Here is a 22,000-nt window from a genome sequence, read left to right as displayed (position 1 = left end):
TAGAAGATAACCTCTTGATCTTTTGCCGCCGTGAATTTGTATTCTTTCGTTTTTTCACCGACAACCGTATAACCTGGAAGTTCTTTAGCCGTCAATTTTGCTGTGCCATTCGTAACGCCTGGAACTTCAGTTGGAGGAGAAACTTCCTTATCGGTTCCTTCTAATAAATACTTCACTTTGACGGTCTGTGCGATTGCCTCATAATTAAACGTCACAGTGACGTCTTTCTTCGGCATCGATCCAGTCACGTGATCGCCTGTTACCGTCATGCCACTGTCCGCGCTGAGCGTTACGTTCTTCAGCTTATAGCCATCAAATGCTTTGCCTTGTACGTCAACAGACTCGCCTTGCAGTTTTTTCTCTTCCAATGCTTTGTCGAGTTCAACATTTCCGGCTTTATATTCCACTTTAAAGTTATATGGAGCTTTCGCATACCCGAACCAAACGATCGGGTTAGGCTCGCTATAGGTCAGCGATACATCCTGAGGGCTATTGCCCTTTTTCAGAATATAATCACCCATATCCTTAGCCGAAACGGAATACTTCTTATTAATATCAAGCGCTTCACTGCCATTTTGTTTTAATGGTTCGCTATATAATTGCTTTGCGAGGTCAGGCCGTTCAACCACCACGCCGTCTTCGTTAATCGGAGCGCCGTCCGTGTTCACAAGGTAACCTTTAACCAATATGGAACCTTTACCGAAGCTTACTTTCGGTACTTCGAAATCTTTAGATGTCGGTTTACCATAGACATCATCATAATTCATCGTTGTCTGTCCATTGGTTGGATACAATGTATTTGGATCTGGATTCTTGTTGGCATCCAACTTCACCGTATACGTCATCGTTGCAGACGTACCTTCGATGATATTGCCGATTTCCCATGTTATTTTCTCGCTTGTTTCGTCCCACTTTGTTGTACCTTGCGAAACATCAGGTCCTTTGGTTTTATCGAACATCTCACCCATTGGATCCGTTACGACCGCATTCTGTGCTGCATAAGAAATTTTACTGGATAATTCCGCAAAAACTTTTTCTAATTCAGTGCTGCTCGATGCGTAGTAGCCGCGATTCTGGCTATATTTCAAAACGTTTGTTGCGTTAGAATTATTTCCTACTTCAAGTCCAATGGAATAGATATCAATTTTTTGATCTCGTGCTAATTTAGCCTCTGATACAGTACCTATACCGTTATTATCAACCGTATATTTATTTTTTCCCGAACCTATCGAATATTCGTAATCATTTAAGTAATAATCATTTCCATAACCGATGATTTTCCCATAATTGAACTCTTGAAGTGCTTTAGTAAAGGAATTGCCCATAGGCCATGGATAATCTACTACTTTAGAAGCCTTGTAGCTGTATGTCGGTTCTCCATCACTTAAAAGAACAATGACTTTGTTGTCCGCCTTACTTGTCTTCAATAGCTCACTTGCACGGTGAATTCCCGCTTGAATATTGGTACCGCCATTAGGATTAATACTACCGATCGCAGTCTTTAACAATTCTTTTTCAGAGTAATCTTTGAACTCGGAAACATCCGAGACATCCCCCGCAAAAGAAACTGCTGCAATCCTTGTCGCTGAATCTTTGATCAGCAACCGGTCGACGAAACTCTTCGCAGATTCAATCGCCTTGGTCATCCGTATCCCTTTCATACTACCGGACCGGTCAATGACCAAAACCACGTCTGAACTACTCTTAATATTCTTGCCTTCCACCGTCAGGGTCACTTTCCATTCCCCTGGGGTTCCTGGAATTGGTTCGGCCTTCTTCGTCAGATTGACCGCGCCTGGATTCGGCCAGACCAGATCGTTCGAAGCCGCCGCAGAACTCACTGGCAACGTGCCAGGGATGAATCCTGTAAAGACGGACAAGATGAACATCCATGTCACTACAAGTCTAAAACCTCGTCTCATGTCTACCTCCTATTAATATATAATTTCAGCTCCTTGGAAACGCAAAAAAGTCCGGCTGCAATAACGATGTAATTGCAGCCGGACGATCATAGGTCAAAGACCATTAGACTCCGAGGCTTTGCGACCTAACCTTTCGATTAGTGTGCCGAAATATATAATTCTAGTCGTTGCAGATGGACACTATGTAGGTCTAAAGTAGGATAAAGGAACTATTTACATTGACTAATATATGCTACTTATAGAAGCAAAGTCAATTGATTTCGGGATTCTTGAACCTAAAGTTATTTTAAACTACTGGCTATGGGGCTGGTTGACTCATCGCAAAGAAGTTGCATATACTATAGAAGTAACAAATAAAATCTAACGCATGAGGTGGAAAGGATATGGAAATTTTGTCGACTGTTCTTAGAAGAGAATTACCTTAACACGGGAGAAGTCTGCCCATTTTTACCGTTAAAGTGAATCCGAGAACAGTAGATAAAAGCCAATCCCTTTCTTACGAAACCTATATGATCGTGGGCGAGGTGTATTCACCTCGTCTTTTTTGTATATACCACCATAGAAAAACAACGATTTCGTCGTTCATACAACCATGAAGTGTTTCTTACGAAACAAAAGATTGCGAATTCTGCTGTTCTCTCGATTCAGCCGTAGCACAAGCTAAATTGAAAAGGAGAGAACACAAATGAGTTTATTAAGCATTGAAGAAGTTACCCATATGTACGGAGATAAATTGAATTTTCGCGAGATCAGCTTCCGCCTGCTGCGCGGAGAGCATGTCGGCCTGGTCGGCGGCAATGGTGCAGGGAAATCCACCCTCCTCCGTCTGCTCGCAGGCGAGATTTTGCCAGATGCCGGGCGTATCGATTGGATGCCGCAGATCAAAGTAGGCTATCTGCAGCAGCATATCCATTTACAGCCCGGGACGACGATTGCAGCCTATCTGCAAAGTGCATTTGCTCATTTGTATGATATCGAACGGCGCATGCTGGACATGGCCGAGAACATGGCCGAGGCAGACAACGATCTAGACTCGCTATTACGGCAATACGGCGAGCTGCAAAGTCAGCTCGAAGACTCGGATTTTTATCAAATCCACGCTCGCATTGAAGAGGTCGCTGCGGGACTTGGTATTCTGGATCTCGGCATGGAGCGTGATGTTAGCAAGCTGAGCGGCGGCCAACGAACGAAGCTGTTGTTAGGCAAGCTGCTTCTTGAAGAACCTCACGTATTGCTGTTGGATGAGCCGACCAACTATCTCGATGATGTGCATATTGCTTGGCTGACCGGGTATTTAAAAAGCTATGAGCATGCCTTTATCGTCGTATCCCATGATGAGCATTTCCTCAACGAGATCACGACGGTCATCTACCATCTAGAGCATCAAACCTTGAGGCGATACCCGGGGAATTACAACAATTTTCTGAAGAGTCATGAATTAAGCCGTCTGCAATTGCAGCAAGCTTATGAGAAGCAGCAGCATGAAATTACACGACTTGAGAAATTCATCGATAAGAACCGTATTCGTAAAGCAAAGCAAGCGAAGAGCCGGGAGAAAATGCTCGGTCGGATCGAGCTCATCGATAAACCTACAAACGGACCACAGCCGCGCTTCAGCTTCGAGGTGCGTCAGAATCCCGTGAGCCATGTCATCACGGCAAAAGGTATTCAAATTGGCTATTCGACGCCGTTGATTGCCCCTGTTAATTTGGAAGTGAAACGCGGGGAGAAAATTGCGATCATTGGCCATAACGGGATTGGTAAATCGACCATGCTGCGTACCCTGCTAGGCCTCATGCCTCTGCTTAACGGTACTCTTCAGGTAGGGGATAACGTGAAGGCAGCCTATTTTGCCCAGGAAAACATCGCTTCTGACCAGACACCCCTGGAGAGGCTCTTAGCCTTCCGGATCGATCTAACGCAGCAGCAAATTCGCAAGATGCTTGCGATGCCCGGTTTGACCGAGAAGCATATCCGGCAGCCCCTACGCCACTTGAGCGGTGGAGAACAAGCCAAGGTGAGGCTCTGCGAGTTAATGCTCACGGACAGCAACGTATTGGTACTCGACGAACCGACGAACCATCTGGATGTGCGAACGAAGGATGCCTTTCGCGAGGCGCTTAAAGCCTATCCGGGCACGATCCTGCTCGTATCCCATGAATCGGAATTCTATCGAGACTGGGTTACCCAAGTATGGCGTGTGGAAGATTGGTGCCGTGGTGCAATAAAAACGTAATTGATAATAGAGAACGAAAACAAGAAGAACCTGTGCGAATCCTTCGTATAAGAAGGAATCCGCACAGGTTCTTTTTTATGTAGGCCGCTACAACGTCCTTTTACCAACCGAAATCGATCGTCTCTCCCGTCTCGCAATACGTCTTCAAGTTACTCAAAATCATCGACCACGAGCTCTGCGTATTATCGTAGGACGGATGACCCTCTGTCCATTCATCATTGATCAACGTGAACTTCGTACAGTTGCCCACGGTCTCAAGATTGAACGTAATTCTGGACTGGAACTCTGCATGGTTCTCACGATAAGACGGGCCTGCGTGCTCCGTACTGCTATACGTCTTATAAGGCTCGTAGGCGAGGACTTCGCCGTACACATGAACGGTCTCATCCCCATCCGCACCCGGTCCGATATAAGCATAACGGCTACCGATTTCAAATGTAGACTCTAATACGCATCCGAAGAAAAGCTTGCGCGTATTCTCTGGGACGAACATGGCATCCCACACCTGCTCTGGGGTTGCTTTAATATACAATTCATACTTCAATGGAATTTCACGCATTCCTTCGTTCCTCCTTCGATTTATGCAATACATATCAAGCGCATAACTATGCTAATATGATTATAAAACGCAATTATGCCCAAGTATTGTAAAAACGCGACAAAATGCATGCAGGAAAAGGAGCCACTAACCATGAATCCTGAAATGATCAAGCCTAGTATGGGCGTATTGAATTTATCCCGTGGGACACATAAATTTCAACTGACAAGGCATGAGCCTTCCGAAGATATCGGCCAGTTTGTGAAGCATTTCTGGATCGTCAGCTGGGATTTAACTGAACAAGCTCCCTACTTGCAGGAGGTTGTACCGAACCCTTGTGTAAATCTCGTCATTGAATCGAATCGAAGTGCAATTTTCGGTGCTGCGAAGCAGAAATATACGTACCACTTAGAGGGCAAAGGGGTCGTATTCGGCGCCAAATTCAAGCCTGGCGGGTTCTATCCGTTCATTAAGCAACCGATCTCCGAGCTCACGAATCAACCGATGCGCATTCAAGATGTATTCGACGTGGAGATCGGAAATTTAGAGCAGGAGCTGCTCACGCAAGAGAGTGAGTCCGACATGGTCCGTCTAGCCGAACAATTCATTCGCCCAAAGCTCCCGCCATGGGACGACCAGATCGAGTTCATCAATCAGATCATCGACCGCGTAAAGGTGGACCGCGAGATTACGAAGGTGGACGAGATTTGCGATCTTTTCCACCTGAATAAAAGAACGCTGCAGCGTCTCTTCGACCAATATGTCGGCGTCAGCCCGAAATGGGTGATCCAGCTCTACCGATTGCAAAATGCCGCTGATACGATCGAGCATCAGCCGCGCATCGACTGGTCCGAGCTCTCCACGGAGCTAGGTTATTATGATCAGTCGCATTTCATCAAGGATTTTCGTACCATTATCGGCAAGACACCAGACGAGTACGTAAGGGAGCAGTTAAAATAAAAAACCTTACTTCAAGAAGTAAGGTTGGGTGATGCCGCGGTATCTTTACGCTCCAGACTAATCCAGACCAATCCCGCGGCCATACATACGGCGCCGGCTAGCTGCCAGCCTGAGAATGATTCGCCGAAGAAGAGATAGCCCGCCGTAACCGCAGAAGCCGGTACCACATAGCGGAAGAAATTCGCGCGTGCCGCGCCGACCTTGAACATGCTCGCATTCCATACAACGAAGGAAATGACCGTGCAGATCAGCACGTTATAACCAATCGCGCTATAGTGCGTCGCTGTCAATGCGCTCCAGTCCACTTTGCCCCAAGAACCAAACGTGAACGGAAGCATGCCGATTGCTCCGAATAAGATCATCCATGTACTCACCCGCAGAGCAGAATACCGTTTCATAATTGGCATGCAAGCAAGGTTATAGATTGCACCGAATATACTCACACCCAGCGCTAGACCATTCCCAATCATATGGTTGGAGGACAAATCGAGTCCTTCGCTTCCCCCAAGAATAATGAAGCATACGCCGATGATCGCCGCAACGCCGCCTGTCACGAGACGAGAGGAAATCCGCTCTTTCATGAACAAAGGCCCGAACAACGCTGCACAGATCGGCCAAGGTGCTACGTTCAATAGTGATGCGTTGGCCAGCGTCGTATATTTGATCGAGTACATAACGGCGATCTCGAGCCCCGTCACCCCTAGAAGTCCAATAACAGCAAGCTGTAGTGCCACTTTTACCGGAATGCCGATACTTCCTTCGGTCACCTTCAACAGCAAGAAGAAGAACGGCACAGCAAGCCCGAATCGAAGAAACGTGAAAAGTATCGGATCGAACGTCTCCATCGCCTGCCTGGATACCCCAAAATTCGCTCCCCAAATGGCCGCGACCAGCGCCAATCCAACGTAATGCACCCATTTCCTATCCATATAAAATAGCTCTCCCCCATCGCCGTTCATCGACTAATATCATCCATCTACTATGCAGTGTGAGGGACAATGGGAGAAATTTCAATCTATTTCTCATTTCAATGAATGTAAAGCTCTCTTCTTATTCACACTAGTCCCCTTAACCGCTTCACAAAACACAAGAACGCCAGCTGCTAACGAGACGAGGAAACATGAACCAGCGAGCAACGGATACAGCGACCATTCTAGAATAGGCTGCCCTTGGAAGGTCTGCCAGCCCATCGCAACCAATCCGAGAATATAGGCGATTCCCGTGATATGGATCAAACCGCTTCGCGCCGAAGATTTCCACCGCGTTTGTTCTGTGAGCCACGCAACAAAAGGTAACGCTTGAAGCGCATGGAATCCTAACCCATGAAGCCAGATAATATTCCCGCTACCACCAATGAATCGACCGTTATTTACGGAAATCCAAATACCCGCAGCGAATGAAATGAGGACCGCGATCATTGCATATCGAATGCCTAGCACAAGCTCGGGGCGCTGCTTGTAGATTTTGGACCGGAAGTAGAAAGCTGCTAAGAACAGATAGAACAACACGAGCAGCAGCGCAACAATAGCGAACCCATTGCCAACCATCCGATCAAAGGCTGAACCGTCTAACACGAATCGTGGATTTACACCGCGGAAGTTTTGTATCGTCTCTGCACCATAGGAGTAGAGCGCCAGCAGAATATAAGACCATCGGAAGATCAACCTTCCTCCCTTAGACATCCCTGAGAATGGAATCAACGCTGCTGTGGAGATTATGAATATACCTATCGCTGCATTAAAGGAGAAGGCTTTCGAGACATCCCCGTGTGGTGCCACCTCTCCTCCAAACAATAACGTCCATCCCCCGCATATTCCCGCAAGTAAAAACCCAAGTAAACCTGCAAATACCAACCATTTCTCACCTTCAAAAAATTTCACTTTTTGCATTCCATTCTACACTCCTCGCACCGTTTTTCTTGATGGGATTAGTGTATCGCATGAATGTTTTTCCAAAAATATCCTGTAGTCTAGAATTCACCCCCGACCGGAGATGGATCTTAAAACTGTCTTCAGACGTAGAAAAAGAGTGCCCTTGGGCACCCTTCTTGGAATTATGCAGCAATCGATTTCGATCTCACGTTATGGAATTTAACGAAACATGCCACTCTCCAGCAGACAATGTAACTGAATGTCATAAAGTTGAGCAGGAAGCTTAGCGTACCTGGGTCCATGCCCTTCACGGTTGCAATCGCAATGAAACGCAGCGCGAATATCGTAATGAGCAGCAGGAACATGAGCTTATTACATTTGATAAAGGTGTTACCCGCTTCACGCACTTCGAAGTTCGTTGTTAGAATGAGCGGTATGGATAAGACCATCCCTGCAAGGGCTGCAATAAGCAGCTGTTCGCTCTGAATGTGAAGATTCGGATCGAGCAGTTGAAGCATCGATGTGCTAATATAGAGGATCGGCAGGACTAACGGAAGCCCTGACTTGGCAATTGGCGAGTTCATCCCACGCTGCAGACCGCGCAAAATAAAGAAAAATATGATCATCGAAATAAACATAGAATTGATTGGACTCATTTAAAAACCACTCCCTCAAGGATTCGATTTGATAGTCTTAGTATCTCGAATTTGAGGCATCTCAACCAGTGAAATATGTAATTTGATCGAGGTTACAAAAGTCACCTCATGCATGTGACGAACGAATCTTAAGTGATCGGGAACAGCAGGACGTATTCTGTCCCTTTGCCCATTTTGCTGCGAACATCGATCTTGCCGTTCATCTTCTTAATCATACTAAAGGCAACGGTCATCTCCAGACCCGTTCCTTTCTCCTTCGTACAGTAATACGGGGTGCCGAGTCTCCGAATCTGCTCTGCGGTCATCCCGCCCCCTGTATCACGCATGCTAATCTTCGCGTAATCATTCCACGGACACACTTGCAGCGTCAGCATGCCGCCTTCTTGCATCGCTTCAATCGCATGCTTGCCAATGTTAAGCAGGGCCTGCCGGAATTTATAACGATCCCCTGTAATATAAAAAGGTCTCTCCTGGGCGGGTATGACATGAATCTTGATCTGATTGTAATTCCCGTACGTTGTCAGCACATTCGATAGATACAAGAGCTCATCTTGAATATGCAATTCTTCCGTAATCCCAGGATCGGGCTGCGCCAAGGCGAGGTAATCCGTAATGATATGCTCCGTACGATCAAGCTCCTCAAAACAAATCTGCTGATACATCGTCTTCTTCTCGTGGTCCAGGTGATCGGAGCCGAATAAATGAATGAAGCCCCTCACTGCAGTCAGCGGATTCCTGATCTCATGCGCGACAGACGCCGCCATATCACCGACGATCTTCATCTTCTCGCTCTTAATGACCTCTTCCTGCATGTAGAAATACTTGTTCAGGGACTCAATCAAATACACGTAGAAGGCGACGATGACAGCTTGTAAGATGTAGGTCTGCAGAATCGTCCAAGGCTTGATGAACAGAATCTCGAACTGCCCAATCCATGTGAAGTACACGGTTAACGTGAGAAATTTAATCAGGAGACTTAAGCAGACAGCGACCCCGATTTTGCAAATCGTTTTCATTCCGTCAAAGATGCGAAGCGACAGCATCACCAACACGAAAGTAAGCATTAGCGAAAAGATATACGCCCAATCATGCGGACTTTCGTTCAAGAACCGATAACCCACGATCGTTAGATATAACAAGCCCGAAACAGACAATCCGCCATACAACGAGCCTACGGCTAGCGGAATCGACCAAAAATCATATGTAATGCCATTTAACGTTACTGGAAAAGACATCGTCAAGACCATGGCGATAGCAAAGAGTATATAGATCAGGAAGCTGTATAGCAGGTTCCGTTCTTTTATTTTATAAATATAGGGGTACATGACGAGTGGAGTAAATATGATGAAGATGTTCAGGATAAAGTCCTTGAAGTAATCAAGCATAGAACGCCTCCAACACATATTTAGTATGGTATTAGTAGAAGAATATCATGAATGACCTACGGTGAGAAGATAAAATTGTCGAATAATGTATTTTTTGGGGATGAGAAAAAAGACACCTGCTCGGTGTCCTTCTCCTTAACGATATGACTTAAAATTCCATCATCTTCTTATCCAGCCACTGCAAGGCTTCCTTCAACCGTTCCTTCGGCAAACTCGCGTATCGGTCTCCAACACTCACCTCGTAAGCGCAAGACGTATCTCCTGCCTCCACGAGATAACTCGTAAGTCCGACGCCCGTCTCTTCGTAACACTGAATTAATAACGGTTCAAGCTGATGCTTGGGCATATCGATGTGCACATGAAACATGTTCGACACCGGTTCCACTGGCCTTGTGGCAATACCATGGCAAGCATTATAGAGCCCTGCCAGTGCCTTGGCATCTTCATGATACTGCTGCATCTTACCGATACGCTGCTGGAAATAATAATCGGCACTGAGGATGTACGGGTATAGACTGATCAGGTCGCCGCCATGTCTTCGCTTCCACACTCTCGAGGTGTCGATAAAGTCGGAATCCCCCGCAAGAATCGCACCTGCAATACCCCCAATCCCTTTGTAAAAAGAAATATAGACACTATCAAAGAGTGAACTAATCTCTGCTGCCGAGCGACCATAATACGGCATAATCTCGAATAAGCGAGCTCCATCCATATGCAGCTTAATGCCCCGCTCCCGGCAATACTTCGAAATCGCCTCAAGCTCTTCGTAAGCCGGTAATTGACCGCCAATCTCGCGCTGTGGAAGTTCGAGAAGCAGGCAGGAGATCTCTTCCGGCATGTTCATGACATCTTCCAGACGAATCAACCGGTCTTTGTCTGCGAGAAGGATCGGCTCGATCCGGTGCAGTTCCCGGAGCGCGTCATTCTCATGGATCTCCAGATGAGCTAACGGATGATAGGCAACCTTGGCAACGCCACGCTGATCGCACCATATCCGCAAGGCAATCTGCTGTGCCATCGTACCACTCGGGAAGAATACGGCCTTCTCCTTCCCTAAGTAAGCAGCCATCTTATCTTGAAAATCTTCAATGATCTTACCCGAGCCGTATCGATCACTCTCCAGTTCTCCATCGATCTGATCCAACACGGTACGTAAATTCTGCACGATCAAGTCCCCATGACCTGGAACCTTGTAGGCCGACTGACGAAATGCTTCAGCTAGAGCGGATTGTTTGCTCAATTTTCACAACTCCTCTTAACTCATAATCTAGCAATATAGCTCAAGTATAACGCAGATGCCACAGCCAGATCACGATAGATTTTCATGCAAAGAAGCCACATCAGATGGATATCCGATGTGACTTGAATGAACGATTATACTTGCATCTCCCCATGATGGACTTTCGAGGTCTCGATCTGGATCGTTGTATGTTGGATTTTGAACTTCTCTTCAATCAGATGGATCGCATCTTGCAGAATGCGCTGACCATCCTGATCGTCCTCGATAAGCATATGGCAGGTCAAGGAATCCAAATTCGATGTAATCGTCCAAATATGAAGGTCATGAACATCAATGACCCCTTCAATCCGTTCCAACGCTTCCTTCACTTCATATTGATTCACGGTAATCGGGGTGCCTTCCATCAGGATATGCACCGTATGCTTAATGACGCCCCACGCGCTGCGCAAGATTAAGAGGGCGACGACGACGGAAATAATCGGATCGGCAATGTACCAACCGAAAATCCACATCACGATCCCAGCTAGAATCGCACCGACAGAACCGAGCGCATCACCAATGATGTGGAGATAGGCACTGCGAAGATTGACGTTATTCTTCACGTCGCCTTTCCGCATTAACGCCCATGCGCTGATAAGATTGGCAAGAAGACCGACCGAAGCAATGAGCATCATCGAGCCGCTAGCTACCTCAGGTGGGTTGTTGAACCGCTGGATCGCTTCCCATGTAATAAAGCCTGCGATCGCAAATAACGTGACCCCGTTGAATAATGCAGCCAGAATCTCGAAACGGTAATAGCCATACGTCTTGTTCGGCGAGGCTGGCCGTGTCGCAAACCAGATCGCGACCAAGGTTAGGATCAGCGAGTTCGTATCGCTCAGCATGTGCCCGGAATCCGACAAGAGCGCCAAACTATTCGTGATTAATCCGCCGAAGAACTCTAGCAGCATAATCCCCGCTGTAATCGAGAGCGCAATGATTAAACCTTTCTTATTACCTTCTCTACCGTGATCGTAGCTATGCCCGTGGCCGTGATGATGATGACTGTGACTATGACTGTGTCCATGTGAATGTGAATGGCTATGCATAGGTTATTATCCCCCTTCATCGAATCAGAATATGAATCCTCTGTTTAATATTTTTATTTAGTGTATATATGAGCATATGATCATATATTATTATGTTCGAATCACCCCTTTTTGTCAACCCTTGGAATCTGATTCGGGCAAAATAAAAACCCGACCACATACGGCCGAGCTCTGTATGTATCCTAAATGATTAGTCCCAAATATCGGGCCGATCCAGTTGAAGCATTCGCATATATTGCAGCAGCTGACCGGTGTGCACGGCATCATGATACGATTTGCGTTCTAACGTATCCCCAAGATAGCGCGCAATCGGGCGATGCGGCCACTGGATCAGCTTGCTCTCAAAATCTTCTACATCCAAGGATTCAACATAAGCGATGAATTGCTCATGATAGGCAATCGACCGATCCACCTCATCTTGCACGGAGGTGAACGGGAGCTCCCATAATGGGGCTCTTTCCTCGTCGGCAGGTAGACGATGTTCCGTCAATATCAAGTACCACGAATAATCATGGAGCAGGACGTGCCGAATCATATGTCCTATGCTTAGCGCAGTTGCATCCGGCTGCCAATTCAAATACGCATCGGGGATCCCATATGCTGTTTTCAAAAATCGCCGCCTTGTTTCTTTCAAATCAAGAAGTATAAGTTCTTTTGCATTCATTTCTGATGTCCTCCTAGCATGCTTTTAGGAGTATTGTAAACCTCGCATATTTAAATTATCATCGAAATATGAATGCATATCCGAAAATAACCATGATCACGTCCCTCATCGGTGATCCTACCCGCGCCGCGATGCTCGATGCGCTGATGGGAGGTCATGCGCTGCCCGCAGGCGAGCTTGCCTATATCCCTGGCGTCACGCCGCAAACGGCAAGCTCCCATCTCTCTAAACTCGTGAAAGGAAATTTAATAGCCGTCGAACAACATGGAAGGCATCGTTATTACAGGCTAGCAAGTCAGGAAGTAGCTGAGTTGATGGAGCTGATCTCGACGATGTCCCCACCCGTACAGATACGCTCCTTACGCCAGTCACAGGAGATGGAGAAGGTCCGTCATGCACGTACCTGTTATGACCATCTGGCTGGCAAATTAGGGGTAGCCCTGACCCAAGCACTCATCACAAAGGGTTATGTTGCCCATCGTTCCGAGACTGAATTTGATGTTACGGAGCAAGGTATCGAGCATTTCCGTTCGCTCGGTCTCGGTCTCGATCTCACGACCATGAAAGTGAACCGACGGATTTTTGCCAAGCGATGCCTCGACTGGAGCGAGAGGATCCATCATATCGGCGGATTCTTGGGGGCCGTTATCGCGAAGCATTTCTTTGAGATGAAGTGGATTGTACGAATGGAAGGAGGATCTAGAGCAGTTCGATTGACGGAGGAAGGCCGGACGAAGCTTCAAGCTTTGTACTCCATCGCGATGGAAGACTTGGTGTGAGGCACAAATAAAACTCGACCCCAGCGGCCGAGTTTTATCATTTACGAATCCTATCTCATTGTGCCTATCAGAATATAAGAGATGCCGAGTAAGAGGCAAAGCGGGGAATACAGCCTACTGTCCCATTTAGCGAATACCGTACCCTTCTTGCGCTTGAATAGCCCCACCCATTTGAAATCTCCGATGCCACGAATGATGAACACAGCTGCTACGACCCAGCCCCCAACTTGGAGGAGAAGATCAGAGAATAATAGCGGTTTAATCACGCTGCTCCACTCGAGTGCAATCCAAGCTGCTAGAGCGAGCAGAAGTCCAACCATACTTGTACCGATCGGCAATGGCTGGAAGAGCTTCTCCGATCCATTCGTGGGGATAACCGCGCTATTGCCTCGCTTCCCGCCAAATGCCCAGTAAAAATGCAACCCGCTTACGACCAATAAAATACCGCTAACCACCCAAGCAATCATCTCAACCATATGTACCTCCTAAGCTATGTCATGCTCATCCGAACTACTTCTGTACCTGTATTTGAAGCTGCTCATACCATTTCTTCGTCTGCGTTGGGTCCTTCTCATTATAGAACACATAAAGATCCTTGAGCTTGATCTGAATGTACGGCGGGTTATTTTTGACGACATATAGCTTGGACCTGCCTAACTCCTTCAATCGGAAGTTCCCTCGTGCATATTGATCTGTCGCTTCCCCATTCGTCTTCGTCCCCTTCGGAATGCTGTCAACAAGGGATAATTGTTCAATATCATCCATCTTAAAATCATACGAGTACATCGGGTAATCAATATGTACGATATGCTCAGCCGTGATCGTTAAGACCGGCGACGTCAGTTCCGAACGGATCAACAGGAACGATACGCCTACAATAATAGCAGCGAACACGATCGCAGAACCCCAGACGAACACCTTTCCTACCGGCGTCGCTGAATTGATCGTAAATCCAATCCCTACTCTTTTGGTAACAAACACACTGCTGTCGTTCGGGTTATGGTATGTGAAGCCATTTCCCCAATATTCGTCATCGTCGGAGTAGATGATCTTCCCATCATTCGCTAATATGTCTTGCTCCGACATTTTCACGCGATGATTCACCGTTAAAATAATGCCCAGCGGAATGGCTGTGAACAACAGCGTAACAACGAGCCATACGCCCTTCCATTCTTGGTTCTCATTCATCATAAGCTGATCGATCAGCAGGAAGTGGACATTCTCCAGGATCGCCATGAATAGCCAGCAGTAAGACCACAAACGTCGTTTGGCTTGATTCAAGCTGAGATTCACTTCACTGTTCGCACTATACACTTTCCCCTTAACCTTGCGCATACTGAGCGAGGTCAAGAAGAAGATCACGGACATAATAAGACTGGTGATCGGAAGCCCTAAATCCCGCGTCGGGTCACTCGCAGCCCATCCAATAAGACTAAGCGACATCGCAAAGGGAATGATGAACAGCCACAATGGCGCCGAGCGCTTATTCTTCAGCTGAGCAACCCGTAGATCGCTATGGATGACCCGCTTCATCCCTACGAACCAGTCGTGCTCACGTTTTAACGCAAGCGTCGCTCGAAAGGCTCGACGAAATGGAATCACGATCACGACAGCAAAGACCGTCAACCATACGAGAAAATAAATCGTCTGATAAGCAAGCTGCGCGTACAGCAGTACTAGGGGAATAAGCGCAACAAGAGATCCAACAATCACCTGTCTAAATTGCTTCTTGAATTGTGCCTGAACCTCACGGATCGCTGGATGGTCCATCGCCTGCGAAGGCAGCATCACCGCGAACAGCATCCCGTTGTGATATTTCGCTTGCGGCATATAGGTCGTTAACATAGCTATGTAACAAATCAGAATGGTAACGAGATAAATCACCAACAACATTGTAATCAACTCTCTTCACAATGAATTCTAGTTCTTCTAGTGCTGATAGGTCATTCGGGCGAAAATCTGCGAACAAAGCGCCTGGAAACACGGTTGATCGACACCTTTGATCGTCGCCTCCGCAATCATTAATTGAAGCTGCTCTTCCAAATGGGCCGCGTGCTTAGGATCTTCCGCCGTACGAGTGCCCACCTTCGCACCATGTCTACGATCAATCACAATATAGCCTTCTTGCTTCAGCAGTGCGTATGCTTTATTCACTGTCATTGTATTAATCCCGAGATCTTCAGCTAGCTGGCGAACGGTCGGCAGCTTCTCATCCGTCTCGAGTTGTCCTGTCGCAATGCCGATTACGATCTGATTGCGCAGCTGCTCGTAGAGCGGGGTTTCGCTGTCTAACTCCAATGAAATCACCATAGGTATCACCTCTCATCGATCATTAAGTATTACTTATTATAATACAAATAATACTTAAGATCTATATGCTGCTCATAAACGAAAAAACACTGACCATTGTATGGCCAGTGTCCGCTTACAAGCTATTGAGATGTCTTGCTTTGCACCAAATTCCGCGAAAGAACGTGTCGCCTTCAGGTTGACCCGCAGCTATTGCGGATGATTAGCTCTGTTGGCACCGTAACCTTAAGCGGTAGTTCCCTGCCAAGAAACCGGTCAACCAGCAGTTTGACAGCCGTCACACCCATTTCTTCGGTGTAGACTTTGACGGTCGTTAGCGGCGGGGTGACATATTGCGACAGATCAATATCATCGATACTTACGATGGCGACTTGATCCGGCACCTTGATCCCCGATTCATCGAGCGCCCGCAATGCGCCAATGGCCATCGGGTCGCTAGCAACGAAGAACGCTTCGGGTACATCCCCTTGCTGAATGGCCTGCTTCATCAATCGATAGCCTTCATCTGCTCCCCAGCTGCCGATGAACATGCTGTTATCACGGAACAATCCTCGCTCTCTCATCATCGACATATAGACGGTCTGCCGCTCGTCCTCAATATACTGAATGCTATCATGCTGCCGAATATAGCTCGTTCCTCCCATATATCCAATGCGCTGATGTCCTAGCTCCAACAAGCGCTCCATGGCGCACCTCGCGGCACCAGCGAGATCGAACTGGACGGAATCGTACTGACTGGAGCCATGATGATCAATATATACGATCGGAACTTCCGAATGCGATGATTGCAGCAAAATATCCGCTTCTACTTTTCCAACGACAATAACGCCGTTCAGTCCCGAAAAATCCAGTGCCGGGCTCACATCCTCAATCCAACGGAAAATCCGGTGGATCGATACTCCGTGCTTCTCACATTCTTTCTCAATCCCTTGCCGTATGGTCATATAGAACGGATCGGAGAACTCGAACTGCTCAGAGCACCAGATGACAAGTCCGATACGCCAGTCGTTAACGCGCTCGGTCCCCATACTCTTGCGATTCTTCTTGGCACGATAGTTCAACGTTCTAGCCACATCGATAACCTTACGCCGAGTCTCGTGCGGGATGCTGAAGGACATGTCCTGCCGAAGTACCCGGGACACCGTCGAACTGGACACTTCTGCAATTCGTGCAATTTCTTTGATGGTCGCCATCACATCACAACACTTTCTAGTAAACTACGCTATAGCTTCTGCGACAAATCGCTCGCCAGGCACCGTATTCCATTGAATCCAACTGATCGGCCCGATTCCCTTCACGTGCTTCACTTTCGCTTCGATCGGGGTTCCATTGACGGATATCATACGCCATACGCCCGAGAATTGGGGTTCCCACACGAACGTCGGCCCGGACACATGCTCCAGCACAGTCTCTTGATGACTCATGTGCGATACATGAACTTCATTCGACCAGACCGGAATATGTCTAGCCGCAGCCCATGCTACAGGGCTAAGCCGCGGCTGCGTTACAAGTACACGGTCCACTGCACTCGGAGCAATCCCCATCATCCCCGTAATCAGAGAAGTAATTACGCTATAAGACACTTCCGGGTATTCCCGCCGCGGCATCTTCGGATGCGATAACTCAAGCAATAACGAATATGCGAAATCATTCAATCCATATTGATAATAAATTTCCGCCAAATAAGATCGTTCCTCGACATTGTTCCCACCATGCTTCACAACATCGAGCAATGCCTTGTCCAGCTTCTCGGCATCATCGATCAGCCTGAAGTATAAAGGAAGATACTGTGCAGATGCGTAATAAGGGGTATAGAACGAACGATCCTGTAAGATCGCACCACAGAAACGCCCCATCTCCTTATTCCACCATTGCTCCTGGTACATGGTCTGCAAAGCATCGGCCTTGTCCGAATATTTCTGATGGTACCCCTCATATCCACGAAGCTTCTGAATTTCAGAATAAGCACGGTACCCGCCGTAGAGTGCCGCTACGAGGTCTCCGGCCACAAGTGGATGCATGCCATCCTCCATGTAGGAAGCAATGCCGCGGCGACCATAAAATGTATAATGCTCAGGCAATCCATCCTGGTCCTTATCCCAGCGGTCAACATAATCCGACACGGTGTGATGGTAGAAGTTCACCAGATCTGGCGCTTCGATATAGTCCTTGTCCCCGGTCCATTGATACTGCCGCAAGCAGCAGTCGACGAGATCGAAGTTCGCGGGCAAGTTATACCAGAAATCACTATCATCCGTATAATCAACCGGTGCCGGTAGGCCGTCCTTCGTGATCTCCCAATACGAGCACCAATCTCTTAGGCCGGAAATATGTCTCGCAAATTGCTGCAGCATGTTCTTGTTATGCATGTGCAAGCCTAGGAGATGAGCGCCTGTGCTCTGGTGCGCGACGTCACGCATACAAAAAGCATCTCGCCCCGGCAAAGCCGCTTCATACCATGGTCCCACTGGATCATCCAAATGCGCATACGATAACGCTTGTTCTTTGGCCCAAGCAAAGGCCTCATTTAATGCGGCACTCGATGATTCGAATAGAAGACTGCTCTTCTGCAATCAAATCACCCCGCCCTTCTTGATCGTCACTATACCAGATGCAGGAACATCAAGCCGTTGAAGCCCTGCATGCAAGGTCACCTGCTGGCGATCAATGACTTGCCCTAGACAATTGCGCGTCGTAAGCTCAACGTGACCAAGGCCGTTCGCAAGTTCAAGTACAAGACGCGTATTCAATGTTCCATTGACGACAATCAGCGTATCGGGTACCGCGTCGCCTACGTTCACAACAACATCTTCATAGACGCAAAGGATACGTTTCTCCGCAGTTTCCGCACTGATCATTGGATACAAGAAATCCGGCCGCCCAGGCATTAACTTGCCTTCAATCAGAGCATCCCGATGCTCGCGCCAGAAGGACAACCAGAAGGACGTCATTTGTACGTGTTCCTCTGGGATTTGATCCAGCTTCACGGAGATCTGCGGGACAGAGAATAGAATGTTGATGAATTGGAGCGCCGCACTCTCTGCAGGTTCGTTCGGATTCCACATGATCATGTCGGAATGCACAGCGGTCTGGCCGCTTAGAAGCCTCACATCGATCGTACGGATTCGATTCTCCGTCGCATCATTTGGACAGTCGGTCGCACGAAGCATGTTTCCGTATTTTTTCATCAACGGTCCAATATAGTTCTGACGGAATTCGATCATGATGTCCTCTTTGATCACCCGCAGCCTTACAATGACGTCGCTCATCAATCGATCGACCGCTTCCGGCACGGACGCAAAATCCATCTCCGGATCTTGCTTATCCTTCGTCTCTTCTGTCGCATAGAAGCTATCTACGAAATCAAGTTTCAATCCGTCCAAATCCCATTCCACAAGCGCCTTCTCATATATACCAATAATATACTCCCGTACTTCTGGATATCTTGGATCGAGTACTCCGCAGCCAAGATTGTCGAATACAGTCAAGATTTTATGTTCGAATCGATGCCATGCATCGCTTTTCTTTCCAACAAAAGGAACTGAATACCACAACATATATTTCATGCCAATCGCGTGAACGCGGTCGACATGCGCACGCATATCTGGAATCTTATCCTCGCAGACGAGCCAATCTCCACAATATGCATATCCTCTGGCATTATCCGAAGTCTGCCATCCATCGTCCACAATAACCATCTCACACCCAAGGTCTTTAGCCAGTCGGCATTGGTGTTCGATTTGGTCTGGATCTAGCTGTTGATGGAAACTATACCAAGTCGAGTACACAGGCAGCTTTGCTGCTTCCGGTACAGTAGCCGGTTCATACCCTGGGAGTGATGCCCACCATTGCTGTACTTCATCAAGACTTTCGAAGTAAGGCACATCTCTCGCATCCAGACGAATAACAGCTTCATAGGTCTGTATTGGAGCCATTGGTTCCGTGAACAGCTTCACCGCACACCGGAACACCGACGATTCCTCATGGACACCAGCTGCCATCTCAACGGCATTTAGTGCATCAGAGTAGGCGAAAGTTAACCGATTGCAGCCCAGTGTATTAAATAGACAGCCCACTGGAGCAGAATAAGTCGCTTTCGAGACCAGACCTCTTTCCCAATCTACATGAAGACGTCTGTTACGATATGCGGAAGGGTGCCAATAGCCTTGAATATCAATCGCTGGAACGTGCCATACGATTTCTACCGGCGTCGGCTGTACAGGGGCGTCCGCCTCCATTCGAATATGCAGCAGTTCGACACCGTCGCTAACAACTTGGGATGTCAATGTGGTACGAAACTTATTTTCGTCACCCTTGACCGTAAAATGGTATTTCTCTGTTTTTAAGCTGTTCTTCTCTATATTGATTGCATTCATCAGTAGTTCCTCCATTTCCTGTCCTTATCTTGTTGATTCGATAAGATTAACCTTTCACCGCACCAAGAGTCATACCACCAACAAAATATTTCTGCATGAACGGATAGACCACCACGATAGGTAATGTAACGACCATCGTCACAGCTGCACGAAGCGTAGAACTAGAAATATTACGATATTTCGAATAAGCTGCCTGTGCATCCTGAATTTGCTGGAGCGCTTCAACCTCAAGCAAGAGCTTGCGAAGATAGGTCTGCAACGTGTCCCATGTACCGCTCGAGTTGTATAAAATAACGTCAAACCATGAATTCCAATGTCCTACTGAACTGAACACGGCAATCGCAGCGAATACCGGCATCGAGATTGGAATGACGACCCTGATATAAATCTTTAACTCAGAAGCACCGTCAATCCGTGCAGATTCGAACAATGCCTCCGGTAAACCTTGCATGTACGAGGCCATAAGCATCATGTAATATGCCTGTATAAGACCCGGAATCCAATACACGTTAAAGGTATTGGTCAATCCAAGCTGCACCATTAGCAAATACGTTGGAATCAAACCGCCGCCAAAATACATCGTGATCAGGAACAAAACACGCATAAATTTTCTACCTGAGAAGTTACGGATCGTAACGATATAGGCGAGAAGTCCCGTCATGAACACACATGTGACCGTCCCGACGACAACGCGTAAGATAGAAATCACGAATCCATCGAACAACTTCGGATTCTTCATCAAGAATGCATAGGATTCTAGCGAGAACTCACGTGGGAAAAGGTAGATCCCCCCCCTTGCTGCATCCACCCCGTCATTCAAGGAAATCGCCAGCAAATTCACAAAAGGATACAGCATAACAACCATGAACGCCAGCATAAATACAACATTGCATACATCAAATATACGACTACCCAAAGTAGGTTTTATTCCTATTGAACTCGAACTCATGCCCGTTCACCCCCTATAAAATCGAAGTATCTAGCGCCTTTTTACTAATACGGTTGGCACCTAGAACGAGCACAAGCGAGATCACACTCTTCAGTAATCCGATCGCCGTAGCATAAGAATAGTTGCCCAACTGAATACCGTATTTATACGCATACGTATCGATAACTTCGTGGTATTCTCTCGTCTGTGAGTTACCGATCAACAATTGCTGCTCGAATCCCGCATTTAGAATACCGCCGATCCCCAGAATAAACAGCACTGCGATCGTCGGACGAATACTTGGCAGGATAATATGCCATACCATTCCGAACCGACCCAAACCGTCTACTTTACCCGCATCATAAAGCTCAGAATCAACGCCAGCTATTGCAGACAAATAAATAATCGTAGACCAACCGACATCCTTCCACACATTCGTCGCTGTGAGCAATCCCCAGAAGTATTTTCCTTCCCCTAGAAATGCAATTGGTTTGTCGATGATGCCCAGCCGCATCAGCATGTCATTCATAAATCCTTCATTACCTAGAATGGCAAACAAAATACTAGCAACAACAACCCAGGAAATAAAATGCGGCAAATATGAAATCGTCTGTACAACGCGCTTGAACACTTTCAGGCGCAGCTCGTTGAGCAACAGGGCCAATATAATCGGCGCCGTAAAGCCAAATACAATACCGAGTCCACTGATCGCTAACGTATTGCGAAGAATATGCCAAAAATCTGGTGAATGGAAAAAGGTTTGGAAATGCTGAAACCCTACCCATTGACTTTTGAACATATTTCTGCCGGGAATGTATTTCATAAATGCGATAATAATTCCATACATTGGAAGATAACTAAAGATGAACACCCATATGATCATCGGGATACTAAGCAGCCACAGCTGACGTTCTTTGTACACTGTCCGCTTAATGTGGTTAAATCTTGATTTGGGTTGTGCCTGAATATTCACAACTTCTGAGTTCATCTACCCACCTGCTTTCTTGATAGAAATTTCGAACGAGAGGAAGGAATCCTTCCTCTCGT

General features: G+C 47.1%; 20 protein-coding genes and 1 riboswitch. Of the genes, 3 read left to right on the top strand and 17 right to left on the bottom strand.

All coding sequences use genetic code 11. The features are described 5' to 3' along the window. On the bottom strand, positions 1–1,922 hold a 1,922-nt coding region (locus C558_RS0125545), incomplete at its 3' end, for a vWA domain-containing protein (RefSeq protein WP_018759141.1). A 70-nt stretch (positions 1,923–1,992) separates the two neighbouring features. After that, a riboswitch (cyclic di-GMP riboswitch) is annotated at positions 1,993–2,079 on the bottom strand. Between the two features lie 528 nt (positions 2,080–2,607). Between C558_RS0125545 and C558_RS0125540 the strand changes: the two genes are divergently transcribed. Further along, a complete protein-coding gene (locus C558_RS0125540) occupies positions 2,608–4,158 on the top strand; it encodes an ABC-F family ATP-binding cassette domain-containing protein (RefSeq protein WP_018759140.1) in 1,551 nt (516 codons plus the stop codon). 100 nt (positions 4,159–4,258) lie between these two features. Here C558_RS0125540 and C558_RS0125535 read toward each other — a convergent pair whose 3' ends face one another. After that, a complete protein-coding gene (locus C558_RS0125535; RefSeq protein WP_018759139.1) occupies positions 4,259–4,717 on the bottom strand; it encodes an SRPBCC family protein in 459 nt (152 codons plus the stop codon). 132 nt (positions 4,718–4,849) lie between these two features. Between C558_RS0125535 and C558_RS0125530 the strand changes: the two genes are divergently transcribed. Next, positions 4,850–5,656: a helix-turn-helix domain-containing protein gene (locus C558_RS0125530; RefSeq protein ID WP_018759138.1), complete on the top strand. Its 807-nt coding sequence runs from the start codon at positions 4,850–4,852 to the stop codon at positions 5,654–5,656. Positions 5,657–5,667: 11 nt separating this feature from the next. Here the strand turns inward: C558_RS0125530 and C558_RS0125525 are convergent, their stop codons facing one another. The 7 genes from C558_RS0125525 to C558_RS0125495 all read right to left on the bottom strand — a co-directional run bounded on the left by C558_RS0125525 (position 5,668) and on the right by C558_RS0125495 (position 12,560). Continuing rightward, positions 5,668–6,585, bottom strand: coding sequence for a DMT family transporter (locus C558_RS0125525; protein WP_040675871.1), 918 nt, complete (start codon positions 6,583–6,585; stop codon positions 5,668–5,670). A gap of 93 nt (positions 6,586–6,678) precedes the next feature. Further along, positions 6,679–7,545 (bottom strand): hypothetical protein, encoded by an 867-nt coding sequence (locus tag C558_RS31905; RefSeq protein ID WP_018759136.1) that lies wholly within the window; start codon positions 7,543–7,545, stop codon positions 6,679–6,681. A gap of 164 nt (positions 7,546–7,709) precedes the next feature. After that, on the bottom strand, positions 7,710–8,183 hold the full coding sequence (locus tag C558_RS0125515) for a CcdC protein domain-containing protein (RefSeq protein WP_018759135.1): 474 nt from the start codon (positions 8,181–8,183) through the stop codon (positions 7,710–7,712). 128 nt (positions 8,184–8,311) lie between these two features. Beyond that, on the bottom strand, positions 8,312–9,568 hold the full coding sequence (locus C558_RS0125510; protein ID WP_018759134.1) for a sensor histidine kinase: 1,257 nt from the start codon (positions 9,566–9,568) through the stop codon (positions 8,312–8,314). A gap of 148 nt (positions 9,569–9,716) precedes the next feature. Further along, positions 9,717–10,808 (bottom strand): threonine aldolase family protein, encoded by a 1,092-nt coding sequence (locus C558_RS0125505; RefSeq protein WP_018759133.1) that lies wholly within the window; start codon positions 10,806–10,808, stop codon positions 9,717–9,719. A 134-nt stretch (positions 10,809–10,942) separates the two neighbouring features. Next, a complete protein-coding gene (locus tag C558_RS0125500) occupies positions 10,943–11,896 on the bottom strand; it encodes a cation diffusion facilitator family transporter (protein WP_018759132.1) in 954 nt (317 codons plus the stop codon). A 190-nt stretch (positions 11,897–12,086) separates the two neighbouring features. After that, on the bottom strand, positions 12,087–12,560 hold the full coding sequence (locus C558_RS0125495) for a DinB family protein (protein ID WP_018759131.1): 474 nt from the start codon (positions 12,558–12,560) through the stop codon (positions 12,087–12,089). Positions 12,561–12,628: 68 nt separating this feature from the next. Between C558_RS0125495 and C558_RS0125490 the strand changes: the two genes are divergently transcribed. Beyond that, complete coding sequence (locus C558_RS0125490; RefSeq protein WP_026264137.1) at positions 12,629–13,339, top strand: ArsR/SmtB family transcription factor; 711 nt, start codon at positions 12,629–12,631, stop codon at positions 13,337–13,339. A 50-nt stretch (positions 13,340–13,389) separates the two neighbouring features. On the opposite strand, the gene C558_RS0125485 is transcribed toward C558_RS0125490, so the two are convergent. The 8 genes from C558_RS0125485 to C558_RS0125450 form a co-directional block, all read right to left on the bottom strand. Beyond that, positions 13,390–13,815: a DUF3995 domain-containing protein gene (locus tag C558_RS0125485; RefSeq protein ID WP_018759129.1), complete on the bottom strand. Its 426-nt coding sequence runs from the start codon at positions 13,813–13,815 to the stop codon at positions 13,390–13,392. A gap of 34 nt (positions 13,816–13,849) precedes the next feature. After that, positions 13,850–15,232 carry a DUF5808 domain-containing protein gene (locus C558_RS0125480; protein ID WP_018759128.1) on the bottom strand — a complete coding sequence of 461 codons (1,383 nt, stop codon included), beginning with the start codon at positions 15,230–15,232 and terminating at the stop codon, positions 13,850–13,852. 36 nt (positions 15,233–15,268) lie between these two features. Beyond that, positions 15,269–15,649 carry a GntR family transcriptional regulator gene (locus C558_RS0125475; protein ID WP_018759127.1) on the bottom strand — a complete coding sequence of 127 codons (381 nt, stop codon included), beginning with the start codon at positions 15,647–15,649 and terminating at the stop codon, positions 15,269–15,271. Between the two features lie 173 nt (positions 15,650–15,822). Continuing rightward, on the bottom strand, positions 15,823–16,842 hold the full coding sequence (locus C558_RS0125470) for a LacI family DNA-binding transcriptional regulator (RefSeq protein WP_018759126.1): 1,020 nt from the start codon (positions 16,840–16,842) through the stop codon (positions 15,823–15,825). 24 nt (positions 16,843–16,866) lie between these two features. Next, entirely contained in the window at positions 16,867–18,222 is a 1,356-nt protein-coding gene (locus tag C558_RS32865) for a hypothetical protein (RefSeq protein WP_018759125.1), read from the bottom strand. After that, the gene (locus C558_RS31895; RefSeq protein ID WP_018759124.1) at positions 18,223–20,025 is read right to left on the bottom strand and encodes a glycoside hydrolase family 36 protein; all 1,803 of its coding nucleotides are present in this window, start codon (positions 20,023–20,025) and stop codon (positions 18,223–18,225) included. A gap of 46 nt (positions 20,026–20,071) precedes the next feature. Further along, the gene (locus C558_RS0125455) at positions 20,072–20,974 is read right to left on the bottom strand and encodes a carbohydrate ABC transporter permease (protein WP_018759123.1); all 903 of its coding nucleotides are present in this window, start codon (positions 20,972–20,974) and stop codon (positions 20,072–20,074) included. A 13-nt stretch (positions 20,975–20,987) separates the two neighbouring features. Continuing rightward, a complete protein-coding gene (locus tag C558_RS0125450; protein ID WP_018759122.1) occupies positions 20,988–21,941 on the bottom strand; it encodes an ABC transporter permease in 954 nt (317 codons plus the stop codon). Between the last annotated feature and the right edge of the window lie 59 nt (positions 21,942–22,000).

This window comes from Paenibacillus terrigena DSM 21567 (assembly GCF_000374845.1).
GTDB classification, from domain to species: Bacteria; Bacillota; Bacilli; order Paenibacillales; family Paenibacillaceae; genus Paenibacillus_K; species Paenibacillus_K terrigena.
The sequence above is the reverse complement of the archived record's forward strand: the minus strand, read 5'-3'. Positions and strand labels throughout refer to the sequence as shown.

Excerpts from the sequence above, each read along its gene's own strand:
- C558_RS0125540 (WP_018759140.1), top strand. The coding sequence starts at position 2,608 with ATGAGTTTATTAAGCATTGAAGAAGTTACCCATATGTACGGAGATAAA.
- C558_RS0125535 (WP_018759139.1), bottom strand. The coding sequence starts at position 4,717 with ATGCGTGAAATTCCATTGAAGTATGAATTGTATATTAAAGCAACCCCA.
- C558_RS0125530 (WP_018759138.1), top strand. The coding sequence starts at position 4,850 with ATGAATCCTGAAATGATCAAGCCTAGTATGGGCGTATTGAATTTATCC.
- C558_RS0125525 (WP_040675871.1), bottom strand. The coding sequence starts at position 6,585 with ATGGATAGGAAATGGGTGCATTACGTTGGATTGGCGCTGGTCGCGGCC.
- C558_RS31905 (WP_018759136.1), bottom strand. The coding sequence starts at position 7,545 with ATGCAAAAAGTGAAATTTTTTGAAGGTGAGAAATGGTTGGTATTTGCA.
- C558_RS0125515 (WP_018759135.1), bottom strand. The coding sequence starts at position 8,183 with ATGAGTCCAATCAATTCTATGTTTATTTCGATGATCATATTTTTCTTT.
- C558_RS0125510 (WP_018759134.1), bottom strand. The coding sequence starts at position 9,568 with ATGCTTGATTACTTCAAGGACTTTATCCTGAACATCTTCATCATATTT.
- C558_RS0125500 (WP_018759132.1), bottom strand. The coding sequence starts at position 11,896 with ATGCATAGCCATTCACATTCACATGGACACAGTCATAGTCACAGTCAT.
- C558_RS0125495 (WP_018759131.1), bottom strand. The coding sequence starts at position 12,560 with ATGAATGCAAAAGAACTTATACTTCTTGATTTGAAAGAAACAAGGCGG.
- C558_RS0125490 (WP_026264137.1), top strand. The coding sequence starts at position 12,629 with ATGAATGCATATCCGAAAATAACCATGATCACGTCCCTCATCGGTGAT.
- C558_RS0125485 (WP_018759129.1), bottom strand. The coding sequence starts at position 13,815 with ATGGTTGAGATGATTGCTTGGGTGGTTAGCGGTATTTTATTGGTCGTA.
- C558_RS0125480 (WP_018759128.1), bottom strand. The coding sequence starts at position 15,232 with ATGTTGTTGGTGATTTATCTCGTTACCATTCTGATTTGTTACATAGCT.
- C558_RS0125475 (WP_018759127.1), bottom strand. The coding sequence starts at position 15,649 with ATGGTGATTTCATTGGAGTTAGACAGCGAAACCCCGCTCTACGAGCAG.
- C558_RS0125470 (WP_018759126.1), bottom strand. The coding sequence starts at position 16,842 with ATGGCGACCATCAAAGAAATTGCACGAATTGCAGAAGTGTCCAGTTCG.
- C558_RS31895 (WP_018759124.1), bottom strand. The coding sequence starts at position 20,025 with ATGAATGCAATCAATATAGAGAAGAACAGCTTAAAAACAGAGAAATAC.
- C558_RS0125455 (WP_018759123.1), bottom strand. The coding sequence starts at position 20,974 with ATGAGTTCGAGTTCAATAGGAATAAAACCTACTTTGGGTAGTCGTATA.
- C558_RS0125450 (WP_018759122.1), bottom strand. The coding sequence starts at position 21,941 with ATGAACTCAGAAGTTGTGAATATTCAGGCACAACCCAAATCAAGATTT.